Here is a 12,069-nt window from a genome sequence, read left to right on the forward strand (position 1 = left end):
AGGAGCCCCCGTCATGGACGTCAGACCCGGCGCCGGCGACGCCGCCGTTCTGTCCGGCACCCCCCTGCCCTCCCCGCCCGCGGCCCCCGCCCGCGTCGCGGCGGCGGCCGAGCGCAAGGCGCGGACCCGCGAGGCCCTGCTGTCGGGCGCCATCCTGCCGACCATGACGGGCCTGGCGCTGCCCACCATCGGCGTGCTGTTCGCCCAGACGCTGGTGGGTGTCGCCGAGGCCTTCTACGTCGGCTTCCTCGGGACCGACGCCCTCGTCGGCGTGGCCCTGGTCTTCCCGGTGTGGATGCTGATGACCATGACGTCGGCCGGCGGCGTCGGCAACGGCGTCGCCGCCGCGGTCGCCCGCGCCATCGGCTCCGGCCGGCACGACGACGCCGACGCCCTGGCACGGCACGCGCTGGTCCTGGCGGTCGTGCTCGGCCTGCTGTTCACGGCGGGCACGCTGCTGCTGGGACCGCGGCTCTACCGGGCGCTGGGCGGCGACGGCGGCGCTCTGGAGGCGGCGCTCGTCTATTCCGGCTTCGTCTTCGCCGGCGCCGTGCCGATCTGGATCGTCAACCTCCTGTCGGCGGCGCTGCGCGGGGCGGGGAACGTCCGCGTCCCGGCGCTGGTGACCCTGGTCGGTGCGGTCGTGCTGATCCCGCTCTCTCCGGCGCTGATCTTCGGCGTCGGGCCGGTGCCCAGGTTCGGGATCGCCGGGGCCGGGATCGCCCTCGCCGCCTACTACGCCGCCGCCGCGGTGGCGCTGCTGGCCCACATGGCCGGCGGGCGGTCCGATCTCGTGCTGCGCCCCGGCCGCCTCGAAGCGCGGCTGTTCCGCGACATCCTGGGGATCGGCGTGATCTCCGCCCTCAGCGCGGTCCAGCTCAATCTCACGGTGATCCTGGTGACCGGCGCGGTCGGCCGCTTCGGTCCGGCGGCGCTGGCCGGCTACGGCGCCGCCGCGCGCCTCGACTATCTGCTGATCCCGCTGCTGTTCGGCCTGGGCACCGCGGTGCTGACGATGGTCGGCGCCAACACGGGCGCCGGCCATCTCCGCCGCGCGCGCCGCATCGCCTGGATCGGCGCCCTGGCGGGCGCCGGACTGGCCGAACTGATCGGCCTCGCCGCGGCGTTCGCCCCGTCCCTCTGGCTCGGCCTGTTCAGCGCCGACCCGGCGGTGCTCGCCGACGGCGCGCTCTACCTGCGGGTCGTGGCCCCCCTCTACGCCGCGGTGGGGGCGACCTTCATCCTCGGCTTCGCGTCGCAGGGCGGCGGCCGGCCCTTGTGGCCGTTCCTCGCCGGCACGGCCCGCCTCGCCATCGCCGCCGGGCTGGGCTGGCTGGCGGTGGACCGGTTCGCGGCGGGTCTGGACGTCCTCTTCGCCATCGTCGCCGCGTCGTCGGTGGTGTCGGCGCTGGTCTGCGTCGCGGCGACGTGGACGGGGGCGGTCTGGCGGACCGCGCCCGGCCGGCGGACGGCGCGCTGACACCGTCGCCCGCCGCGACGCCGGTCCCCGCTCAGCCGACGGAGCGCAGGTGGCGGACGGGCCGCCCGGGCGACGCCGCCGCCGCCGCCGCGGCGATGCCCTGGGCGTCGATGCCGTAGTGGCGGTAGAGGTCGGCGACGGTGCCGGTCTGGCCGAAATGCTCGACCCCCAGCGCCCGCGTGCGGTGCCCGGCCACGGACCCCAGCCAGCCCAGGGTCGCCGGATGCCCGTCCAGCACCGTGACCAGGGCGCAGTGCGGCGGCACCCCGTCGAGCAGCCGCTCGACGTGGGACCGGGCGTGCGACTGGCCCCGTTCGCGCGCCCGCTGCGCGGCACTCCAGCCGGCCTGCAGGCGGTCGGCGGAGGTGACGGCGAGCAGCCCGACGTCGCGCCGGTCCTCGCCCAGCATGCCGACCGCGGCGATGGCCTCGGGCGCCACCGCGCCGCTGTAGGCGACCACGACCTGCGCGTTCGGCCCCGGCCGCCGCAGCCAGTAGGCGCCGTCGACGACGTCGCGCGCCAGCCCCTCGTCCATGCTCCGCGTCGGCTGCTCCAGGGTGCGGGTCGACAGGCGCAGGTAGACCGACCCGCCGGTCTCGTCGCGCAGCCAGGTGCGCTCGTCGGGCGCGCCCTCGCCGTCGCGCTGCAGGTAGTCGAAGGCCCAGCGCAGGATCACCGCCAGCTCGTCGGCGAAGGCCGGATCGAAATAGGCCAGCCCGTCCTGGGCCATGCCGACCAGCGGGGTGGCGATCGACTGGTGGGCGCCCCCCTCCGGCGCCAAGGTCACCCCCGACGGCGTCGCCACCAGCAGGAAGCGGGCGTCCTGGTAGCAGGCGTAGTTGAGCTGGTCGGCGCCGCGCATGATGAAGGGGTCGTAGACGGTGCCGACCGGCAGCAGGCGCTCCCCGAACAGCGAATGGGACAGGCCCAGCGCCGCCAGCAGGATGAACAGGTTGGACTCGGCGATGCCGAGTTCGACGTGCTGGCCCTTGGGCGAGAACTCCCAGGAATAGGTGGACGGGATGCGCTCCTTGCGGAACAGGTCGGCCATCTCGCTGCGGGCGAACAGGCCGCGCCGGTTCACCCAGGCGCCGAGGTTGGTGGAGACGGTGACGTCGGGCGCCGTCGTCACGATGCGCCGGGCGAGCTCGCCGTCGCTGCGGCCGAGCTCGTTGAGGATCAGCCCGAAGGCGGCCTGGGTCGACAGGGTCTTCTGCGCCGGCACCGGCAGCGCCGCCGGCACGGCGACCGCGGGCGCGGCGAAGCGCCGCCGTCCCGCCCGCGCGAAGGGCACCCGCTCCAAGAAGGCGCGCAGTGTCGCCGCCGGCAGGCGCGCGCCCTCGAACGGCTTCCACTCGTGGCCGGGCCGCACGCCATGGGCGGCGCGCAGGTCCTCCATCTGCGCCGGCGTCAGCAGGCCGGCGTGGTTGTCCTTGTGTCCGGCGAGCGGCAGCCCGGCGCCCTTGATGGTGTAGGCGATGAAGCAGACCGGCCGGTCGTGCCGGCGCGCCTCGGCGAAGGCGTCGAGCAGCGACGGCAGGTCGTGGCCGCCGAGGTTGCCCATCAGCGCCGCCAGCTCCTCGTCGCTGCGGCGCTCGATCAGGTGCGTGACCGGGCCCTGGTCGCCGAGCTCGTCGAGCAGGCGGCGACGCCAGGCGGCCCCGCCCTGGTAGGTCAGCGCCGAATAGAGCTGGTTCGGACAGGCGTCGATCCAGGCGCGCAGCCGGTCGCCGCCGGGCTCCTCGAAGGCCGCGCGCATCAGCGAGCCGTACTTCAGGATCACCACGTCCCAGCCGAAGGCGCGGAAGATGTTCTCCAGCCGCTCCCACAGCCCTTCGCGGATGACGGCGTCGAGGCTCTGGCGGTTGTAGTCGACGATCCACCAGGTGTTGCGCACCCCGTGCTTCCAGCCCTCCTGCAGCGCCTCGAAGATGTTGCCCTCGTCCATCTCGGCGTCGCCGACCAGGGCCACCATGCGGCCCTCCGGGCGGTCCGCCGCCCAGCCCTTCGCCTTCAGGTAGTCCTGCACCAGCGAGGCGAACAGGGTCTGCGCCACCCCCAGCCCGACCGAGCCGGTGGAGAAGTCCACGTCGTCCACGTCCTTGGTCCGCGAGGGATAGGACTGCGCCCCCTTGTAGCCGCGGAAGGCCTCGAGCTTGTCGCGGGTCTGGTTGCCCAGCAGGTACTGGATGGCGTGGAAGTTGGGGCTGGCGTGGGGCTTCACCGCCACCCGGTCCTCCGGCCGCAGCACGGCGAAGTAGAGGGCCGTCATGATGGTCGCCAGCGACGCCGAGGAGGCCTGGTGGCCGCCCACCTTCAGCCCGTCGGCGTTGGGACGGACGTGGTTGGCGTGGTGGATCGTCCAGGACGCGAGCCAGAGAACCTTGCGCTCCAGCTCGCGCAGGCAGGCGAGGTCGGCGTGGTTCGAAGCGGTCGCGGCCATGGCGGTCTCCGTCGTGCGGGCGCGGTGGAAGATCGGCGGAGCCTACCACGGGAGCCGCGGCAGGAGGTTGCGAAGTGGCGCGCCGGCCACGCCCGCGTTAGCATCGGATGCCGTGCCACCAGGGACTCGCAGCATCCGATGCCAAGGATCAGACTCGACCGGATCGACCGCAGCATCCTCGCCCTGCTGCAGGAGGACGGCCGCCAGGCCAACAACGATCTGGCGGCGCGCGTCGGCCTGTCGCCCTCGCCTTGCCTGCGCCGGGTCAAGGCGCTGGAGGATGCCGGCGTGATCAGCCGCTACGTCGCGCTGGTCGACCCCGCCCAGGTCGACCTGCCGGTCAACGTCTTCGTCAGCGTCAGCCTGGAGCGCCAGGTGGACGAGCGCCTCGATGCCTTCGAGGCGGCGGTGATGGCCCGGCCGGAGGTGCTGGAATGCTACCTGATGACCGGCGACGCCGATTACCTGCTGCGCGTCGTCGTGCCGGACCTCGCCAGCTACGAGCGGTTCCTGAAGGAGCACCTGACCCGCGTTCCCGGTGTGGCGAGCATCCGCTCGAGCTTCGCCCTGAAGCAGGTGCGCTACCGCACGGCGCTGCCGCTGAACCATCTCGACGAGCGGGCGGACGACCGCCAGCCGCCGCGGGGATGATCGGCGGTCTACGCGGAGTTTTCCTCCTTCCGATCTTCGCGCGACGCCGCCCAGCGCAGGAGCGCGTCGAGGGCCGGGCACAGCGCCTGCCCCCAGTCGGTGAGGCCGTATTCCACCTTGGGCGGCACCTGGTGGTGGACGATCCGCCGGACGATGCCGTCGGCCTCCATCTGCCTTAGCTGCTGGATCAGCATCTTCTGCGAGATCCCGGGGATCGCCTTCTCCAGCTCCGAAAACCGTCGGACCTGCCCGCCGAAGAGGCGGAAGAGAATGGTGAGCTTCCAACGCCCCTCCAGAAACTTCAACGCCTCCTCGACCCGCTCCGCCGCCGATCCGGGCGTCAGCCCATCATGATCGCTCATGGCCATGCTTACTCATGGGTGAGTACCTTACGTTTTCGTGCGTTCTTGTTCCTATCGGAGCTTAGCGCCATGCTCTTCCGGCCGCCACAACGGCCAACGCCATCCCCTGGACACACGAGGATCACCGCCATGACGCCGGAGCTTCCCGCGCCGATCGCCGCCTATTTCACGGCCGGCAACGCCAAGGACATCGACCGCATGATCGCGCCGTTCGCCGACGACGCGGTCGTGACCGACGAACGCCAGGCCCACCGCGGCAGGCCCGCCATCCGCGCCTGGATGGAGGCCGTCACCGCCAAGTACGGCGCCACCGCCGAGGTCCTGACGGCCGAGGCGACGGCGACGGGCCATCGGGTCACCGCGCGCGTGCACGGCAATTTCCCGGGAAGCCCGGCGACGCTGCGCTACGGCTTCACGCTGTCCGGTTCCGAGATCACCGGCCTGGAGATCGGATGAGCACGGGTCCGTCCCGGCCGCGCGCCCCGCGCGTCCGCGTCCGGCACGGCGGCCGCCGTCAGGAGGCCGGCGCGATGCGGTAGGCGCAGCGCCGGGCGCCGCGGGCGATGTGCTCCAGCCGCTCGACAGTGGCGAAGGGGCCCAGCAGCGCCCGGAAGACGGCGAGCTCCGACCGGCAGAAGCCTTCGCAGACGGTTGCCGCAGCGCCGATGGGACAATGGTTCTCGACCAGGACCAGGGAGCCGTCCGCCGTCTCGCGCCACTCCGCCATGTAGCCTTCGCGCGACCGGATCGCCGTCAGACGCGCGACCCGGTCGGCCAGCGTGGCGGCGCCCTCCAGCTCCCGCCCATAGGCCGCCCGGATCTCGCGCTCGCGCGCCGCGATCAGCCGGTCGAGGGCGTCCGCCCCCAGCTCCTGGCCGAGGGCGCGCAACAGCTGGGCCGTCAGTTCGGCGTGGCCGTCGGGGAAGCGGGCGTGCCCCGCGGCGGTCAGGCTCCACACCTGAAGCGGCCGCCCAACCCCCTTGACCTGGGCTCTCGCCTCCACCAGCCCGTCGTCGGCGAGTCGGGCGAGTCGCTGGCGCGCGGCCTCGCCGGTGACGCCGAGCGCGGCGGCGAGTTCCGCCGTGCCCTGCGGCCCGCCCGTCTTCAACCGGGCGAGCAGGCGGTCCACCGGGGTGCGGGCCCGCCGGCCGCAATTTCCCGAGGTCTGACTTGACATATCTGGCGCCGCGTCGATTATCAAAGCCCAGTCTTTGAAAATAGGAGGGCGGGGCGGCGCGCGCAACACCGACCCGCCCTCCGGACCCGATCGCAGGAGGAGGATTCGATGAGTTTCACGCTGGACGATCTGCCGTACCCCGCCGACGCCCTGGCCCCGGTCATGTCGACGGAGACGCTGGAGCTGCACCACGGCAAGCACCACCGCGCCTACGTGACGAAGCTGAACGAGCTGGTTCCCGGCTCCGAATTCGACGGGCTGAGCCTCGACGATCTCGTCGTGCGCAGCTTCCGCAAGGCCGACGCGATCTTCAACAACGCGGGCCAGCACTGGAATCACCGGCTCTTCTGGAGCTGGATGAAGCCGGGCGGCGGCGGCGCCATGCCGGGCGAGCTTGAGCGCCGCATCGTCGACAGCTTCGGTTCGGTGGACGCCTTCACCTCCGGCTTCGTGGCCGAGGGCACGGCCCAGTTCGGGTCCGGCTGGGTCTGGCTGACCGAGGAGGCCGACGGGCGCCTCGCCCTGATGCGCACGCCCAACGGCGAGAACCCCCTGGCCCACGGCCGGCACGCCCTGCTCGGCTGCGACGTCTGGGAGCACGCCTACTACGTCGACTACCGCAACCGCCGGCCGGACTACCTGAAGGCCTTCGTCGGCGAGCTCGTCGACTGGGAGGCCGTCGCCGCCCGCCTCGGCGGGGCGAAGGCCTAAAGCGACGTCCCGGCGTGATGTCCCGGCCGGATCGCTCCGATCCGGCCGGATCACCTGCGGCGGCGCGCCGGCCGGGCCGTGGCGCCGCTCCGGAGAAGGCCCCGGCGGTCACCGCCGCGGCTTGTCGGCCTCGAACAGCGACTGGAGCTCGGCCGCGGCGTCGCGGGTGCTCTGGATCAGCCTCCGCTCGTCCCGGTAGACGGCGTGCTGGGCCTCCAGGGTGCGTTCGTCGTGGGCGCGGAAGGTCTCCACCGTCCGCCGCGCCTCGTTGGCGTCCATGCCGTGGCTGACCAGGATGCGCTCCGTCAGGCGCAGGCTGCTGTGGAAGGTCTCCCGCTCGATGATGCCCACGCCCCGGTCCATCAGCAGATGGGCGTGCCGCCGGTTGTGGGCCCGCGCGGCGATGGTCAGGTGCGGAAAGGCGCGCTGCGCCATGTCCACCACCGTCAGGTTCTCCGTCATGTCTTCCAGCGCCACGACGAGGATGCGGGCCGTGTCCGCCCCGGCGGCGCGCAGCAGCTCGGGCCGGGTGGGATCGCCGTAGAACACGGGCGTGCCGTAGCGGCGCACGAAATCCACCTGGTCGGCGCTCTTTTCCAGCGCGGTGAACGGGATGCCGCGCACCCGCAGGACCCGGCCGACGATCTGCCCGACCCGGCCGAAGCCGCAGATGATGACCGGCGGCGCCCCATCCTGCTCGACCCGGTCGAAGGGCCGCGGCGGCGCCTTGGCGAGGCGCGGCAGCAGCCAGCGCTCGGTGGCCGCGAACAGGAAGGGGGTGACGACCATCGACAGCACCACCACCATGGTGGCGCGGTCGGCGTCGGCCCTGGACAGCACGCCGTCCTGGGCGGCCAGACCGAACAGCACGAACCCGAACTCCCCGCCCTGCGCCAGCACCACGCCCATGCGCACCGCGCCCCGGGCGGTGGCGCCGGCCAGCCGGGCCAGGGCGAACACCACGGCGCTCTTCACCGCCACCAGGCCCAGCACCAGCAGCAGGACACCGGCGGGAGCGGCGAGGAAGCCGGCGACGTCGGCGGACACGCCCACCGACACGAAGAAGAGGCCGAGCAGCAGCCCCTCGAACGGCTCGATGTCGGCCTTCACCTCGTGCCGGTATTCCGAATCGGACAGCAGCACGCCGGCCATGAAGGCGCCCAGCGACATGGACAGCCCCGCCAGCTCGACGAAGGACGCGGTCCCCAGCACGATCAGCAGCGCCGTCGCCGTGAAGATCTCCGGCGTCTTCGCGGCATCGACCAGCCGGAAGACCGGCCGGACCAGGAGCCGGCCGCCGACCAGCACCGCCAGGACGGCGCCCGCCGCCTCGGCGACGGCGATCCAGGCACCCGCCGAATCCACGGGCCCGGCGGACGCGCCGCCGAGCAGGGGCAGCAACGCCACCAGCGGAATCACGGCGAGGTCCTGGAACAGCAGGATCGCGAAGGCGTCGCGCCCGCCGCGGGTCGACAGCAGGTCCCGCTCGGCCAGGAGCGCCAGCGCGATGGCGGTGGAGGAGAGCGCCAGCCCGGCGCCGACCACCACGCTCCCGGCGACCGGCGTGCCGAGCAGCGCGGCGCCGCCGCCCAGCAGCGCCGCGGTGGCGCCGAGCTGCGCTCCGCCCAGCCCGAGAACGGACCGCCGCATCACCCACAGGCGCTGCGGCCGCAGTTCCAGCCCGATGAGGAACAGCAGCATGACGACGCCAAGCTCCGACACGTGGCCGATGGCCTCGGCGTCGGTGACGAGCGCGAGCCCGTTCGGGCCGATCGCCAGCCCCGCCGCCAGATAGCCGAGCGGGCTGCCGAAGCCCAGCCGTTTCGCCAACGGCACGGCGAGGACCGCGGCCGCCAGCAGGACGACGGCGGTGTGGACGATCGGCATGAGGGGACTCCGTTGGCGGGCGGTCGGTGCGCCACCACCCTACCCTTCCCCGGCGGGGCGCGGGAGTCCCCCCGGGCGGGAGGTGGGCGCCGCCGGAGCCGGCCTGCCGCCCGGTCCGCGCCGGCGCCCGCCCGGGGCACGGGCCGTGAGACCGTCAATCGAAGGCGTGGTAGACCTTGCAGACGATGCTCCACCGCCCCTTCGCCTTCGCCAGCGTCAGCTCGTTGACGAAGGTCCGGGGCGGAAAGGCGTCCCGCACGCGCGCGTGCGCCGTGTCGGCCGTGGAGACGGTCAGCTCCAGGATCTCGGCGACCTGCGGCACGCCGGAGCGCACCGGCGCCTGCCGCCCGGCGCAGCGCTCCATGTAGGGTCCGTAATCGACGGACACCAACTCGCCGTCGGCCACCGTGAACAGCCGGCACAGCGGATGGAACGCGCTGCCGAACCGCTCGAGGTCGCCATGGTACAGCCCGTCGAAATAATCCGTCAGGACGGCGCGGATCTGCTCTTCGTCGCTCATGATGTCGGTCCCAGGTGAAAGGATGGCCGCGGCCGTTCAGGCGGAGCGGCGGGCGAACGCCCCGTCGGCGACCAGCAGCGCGTCGTCGAGCACGTCGAGCAGCTGGCCGATCTCGGCGTCGCTGACGATCAGGGGCGGCGCCAGGAAGAGGGAGGTCTCCTCGCCGCTCGTCCCGATCACCACGTCGTTGGCGAAGGCGCGCGCGGCGACCCGCGAGGCGACCGGCGTCTCGGCGGTGTCGGCCCGCCAGTGCTTCCAATGCCGGCCGTGCAGCTCGACGGTCCAATGCATGCCGCGGCCGTCGACCCGCGCCACGCTCGGGTGCTTCTCGGCGATGGCGACCAGGCGCGGGGCGATCGCCGCCTCGAGTTCCCGGACGCGGGCGAGCAGGCCGTCGCGCTTGACCACGCGCAGATAGGCGCGCACCGCCGCCATGGCGACGGGATGGCCGCGGAACGTGCTGTACGCCTGCCAGACCGCGCCGTCCAGGCACTCCACCAGGTCCTTCGACAGCACCACCGCGCCGATGGGGGCGGAGCCGCCGGCCAGCGCCTTGCCCATGGTGACGATGTCGGGCCGGCTGGCGCCGCCCTGGAAGCAGAACCAGCGCCCCATCCGGCCGGCCCCGGTGATGACCTCGTCGGCGATCCACAGCGCCCCCTGCGCCTTCGCCGCCGCGGCGACCATGTCCTGCCAGGCGGCATCGTGGTAGATGCCACCCTGACTATAGTCGAGGATGAGGCCGGCGACGCCGGCGAGCTTGGCCTCCACCTCGGCCGGGGTTTCCGCGGGCAGGTCGTACACCCGGGTCCCCCACAGCGACCCCATCGGTGCCGCCAGGATGCGCGTCTCGGCGGACCGGACGGCGGGCTGCACGCCCCCCGACAGCAGCGACAGGCCGCCATGCCATTGCGGCTGCACGGTGACGTCGCGCGACAGGCCGGTCAGGCCGTGGTAGGCGCGCTCGCGCGTGGCCAGCGGTGCGCGCCGGGTGATCGCCTGCGTCAGGGAAAGGGCGAGGTCGTTGATCTCGCTGCCCGACAGGCCGAAGCGCACGGCACCGACCCAGTCGTGCTCGCCGGCGAAGGCGACGTCGATCAGATCCTCGGCCGCCCGTTCCCGTTCGCGGAAGGCCCAGCCCTCGCTGACCGCGGGAAAGCCGGCGGCCTGGCGCACCGTCTCGACCATGTCGGGGTGGGCGTGGCCGAGAGCGCCGGCCGAATTGGAGCCGTCGAGGACCCGCCGGCCGTCGGCGAGCTCGAACCACGCGCCCCGGCCGCCGACCACCTCGACGACCGTGTCCGATCCGGCGTTGAGTCCGGTTTTGAGAAGTCGCTTCACGTCGCTTGTCCTTGTCCGTGGTCGTGTCCGCGCCACCCGGGAATCATCCGCCGCGGCGAGCGGGATGCCGCCCCGAGGGGACGAGGGGTGCGTCGGCCGTCATGGCGCGCCGGGCGGCCGGGCGCGGGGTACGGTTCCGCCACGATGACGCGGACTTCCTATTTTCGCAAGAAATTTCCGATTTACGGAATTGATGCGATCAGTTCGCCCGCAGGGCGCGGCTCAGCCGCTGGGCCGCGTTGATGAGGTGCGTTTCGACGGTCGCCCGCTCGACACGGCTGAAGCGCTCGGCGAGGCCGAACACCGCGATGGCATAGGGATAGCCGGTGCGCGGATCGAAGACGGCCGTCGCGTAGGACAGGATGCCCGGATCGAACTCGTTGTCGCAGATGGCGACATGACGGGCCCGCGCCGCCTCGATGTCGGCGCGGATGTCCGCCTCCGCGGTCTTGGTGTTGGCGGTGTAGGCGTGGCGCTTCAGCTTCAGGTATTGGCTGATGAACGCTTCGTCCTGCAGCGCCAGCAGGATCTTGCCCGAAGCGGCGGCGTAGAGGGGCATGTCGCGTCCCGGCTGGGCGTAGGCCTGGCCGTTGGCGTCCGGCAGCACCGTCGCCAGGAGCTGGACGTGGCTGCCGTCGAGCTTGGCGAGGAAGGCCGTCTCGCCGAAGCGATCGACCAGGTCCTGCAGGACCGGCTGGGCCAGGGCCGCCACGTCCTGCCCGCCGGAAATGAGCGCGGCGATCTTCAGCATCCGCTCGCCCACCACGAAGGTCCGCGCGTTGGTCTTGCGCACCATGCCGACGCTGAGCAGCGTCGCGAGCTGGCGGTGCGCCGTCGTCACCACGAGGTCGGCCGCCGCGGCGATCTCCGTCAGGCTCATGCCCTGGGGGGCGGCGGCAAGGATTTCGATGATGCGCAACGCCCGGCCGAGGGGGGTGTCGTCGTGTTCAGACATGGAATCCGCGCTCCACCGATGCCTTGGTCCGTTCTCCGCCGCGCGCCGCCGGCGGCGGATTTCCGATATCCGGAAGATCCCGGGCCGGATTAGAAGCCGCGGCCGGGGCTGTCAACTCCCATCGCCGGGCACGCCGCCCGCGGCCGCCGCGCGGCTGCATCGAATCCAACCTGATGCGCAAATTCCAGGCAGACGCGCGGCGGCCGCGGGCGGCATGGCCTGGACCTTGGGACCGCGGCGCGAGCCCGGCGGGTGACGGGCCACGGTCCGGATCGGCCTTGCCCGTCCGGATCCGCCCGCTCCCGCGCGGCGCCCCACGCGAACGAACCGCCACGCGTCGCCACGCCATCACGGCGCCCGCTCCCGGGCGCCGGCCCGCCGAGAGGATGCCGGGGTATCCGCACGCCGGCTGCCCAGGCACGGAATATGCACCCTCCTGCCGGGGCGCCTCGCCCGGCGCGGGCCGATGCGGGGTCCGCGGGAAAACCGTATTGACAGGACCCCGATCCCCGTGCCGATATTCGAAAATCAGGAAACAAATT

11 protein-coding genes are annotated in these 12,069 nt (G+C 72.8%); 4 read left to right on the top strand and 7 right to left on the bottom strand.

The features are described from left to right. Nucleotides 1–13 precede the first annotated feature (13 nt). A complete protein-coding gene (locus tag ACSBPG_RS23240) occupies nt 14–1,480 on the top strand; it encodes an MATE family efflux transporter (protein ID WP_435539606.1) in 1,467 nt (488 codons plus the stop codon). A gap of 31 nt (nt 1,481–1,511) precedes the next feature. Here ACSBPG_RS23240 and ACSBPG_RS23245 read toward each other — a convergent pair whose 3' ends face one another. After that, entirely contained in the window at nt 1,512–3,923 is a 2,412-nt protein-coding gene (locus tag ACSBPG_RS23245) for a transketolase (RefSeq protein ID WP_435539607.1), read from the bottom strand. 138 nt (nt 3,924–4,061) lie between these two features. Between ACSBPG_RS23245 and ACSBPG_RS23250 the strand changes: the two genes are divergently transcribed. Next, complete coding sequence (locus ACSBPG_RS23250; RefSeq protein ID WP_435539608.1) at nt 4,062–4,574, top strand: Lrp/AsnC family transcriptional regulator; 513 nt, start codon at nt 4,062–4,064, stop codon at nt 4,572–4,574. An 8-nt stretch (nt 4,575–4,582) separates the two neighbouring features. On the opposite strand, the gene ACSBPG_RS23255 is transcribed toward ACSBPG_RS23250, so the two are convergent. Continuing rightward, the gene (locus ACSBPG_RS23255; RefSeq protein ID WP_435539609.1) at nt 4,583–4,936 is read right to left on the bottom strand and encodes a winged helix-turn-helix transcriptional regulator; all 354 of its coding nucleotides are present in this window, start codon (nt 4,934–4,936) and stop codon (nt 4,583–4,585) included. Between the two features lie 129 nt (nt 4,937–5,065). On the opposite strand from ACSBPG_RS23255, the gene ACSBPG_RS23260 reads away from it, so the two are divergent. Next, nucleotides 5,066–5,392, top strand: coding sequence for a nuclear transport factor 2 family protein (locus ACSBPG_RS23260; RefSeq protein ID WP_435539610.1), 327 nt, complete (start codon nt 5,066–5,068; stop codon nt 5,390–5,392). Nucleotides 5,393–5,450: 58 nt separating this feature from the next. Here the strand turns inward: ACSBPG_RS23260 and ACSBPG_RS23265 are convergent, their stop codons facing one another. Continuing rightward, entirely contained in the window at nt 5,451–6,113 is a 663-nt protein-coding gene (locus ACSBPG_RS23265; protein ID WP_435539611.1) for a helix-turn-helix transcriptional regulator, read from the bottom strand. Between the two features lie 108 nt (nt 6,114–6,221). Between ACSBPG_RS23265 and ACSBPG_RS23270 the strand changes: the two genes are divergently transcribed. Beyond that, nucleotides 6,222–6,824, top strand: a complete 603-nt coding sequence (locus tag ACSBPG_RS23270) for a superoxide dismutase (RefSeq protein WP_435539612.1) — start codon at nt 6,222–6,224, stop codon at nt 6,822–6,824. Between the two features lie 108 nt (nt 6,825–6,932). Here the strand turns inward: ACSBPG_RS23270 and ACSBPG_RS23275 are convergent, their stop codons facing one another. From ACSBPG_RS23275 to ACSBPG_RS23290, 4 genes are all read right to left on the bottom strand, one after another. Next, nucleotides 6,933–8,711 (bottom strand): monovalent cation:proton antiporter-2 (CPA2) family protein, encoded by a 1,779-nt coding sequence (locus ACSBPG_RS23275; RefSeq protein ID WP_435539613.1) that lies wholly within the window; start codon nt 8,709–8,711, stop codon nt 6,933–6,935. Between the two features lie 154 nt (nt 8,712–8,865). Then, entirely contained in the window at nt 8,866–9,231 is a 366-nt protein-coding gene (locus ACSBPG_RS23280; RefSeq protein WP_435539614.1) for a nuclear transport factor 2 family protein, read from the bottom strand. A gap of 36 nt (nt 9,232–9,267) precedes the next feature. After that, nucleotides 9,268–10,572 (bottom strand): aminotransferase class III-fold pyridoxal phosphate-dependent enzyme, encoded by a 1,305-nt coding sequence (locus tag ACSBPG_RS23285; RefSeq protein WP_435539615.1) that lies wholly within the window; start codon nt 10,570–10,572, stop codon nt 9,268–9,270. Nucleotides 10,573–10,771: 199 nt separating this feature from the next. Continuing rightward, entirely contained in the window at nt 10,772–11,527 is a 756-nt protein-coding gene (locus ACSBPG_RS23290; protein WP_435539616.1) for an IclR family transcriptional regulator, read from the bottom strand. Between the last annotated feature and the right edge of the window lie 542 nt (nt 11,528–12,069).

This window comes from Azospirillum sp. ST 5-10, assembly GCF_051225715.1.
Taxonomy (GTDB): Bacteria; Pseudomonadota; Alphaproteobacteria; order Azospirillales; family Azospirillaceae; genus Azospirillum.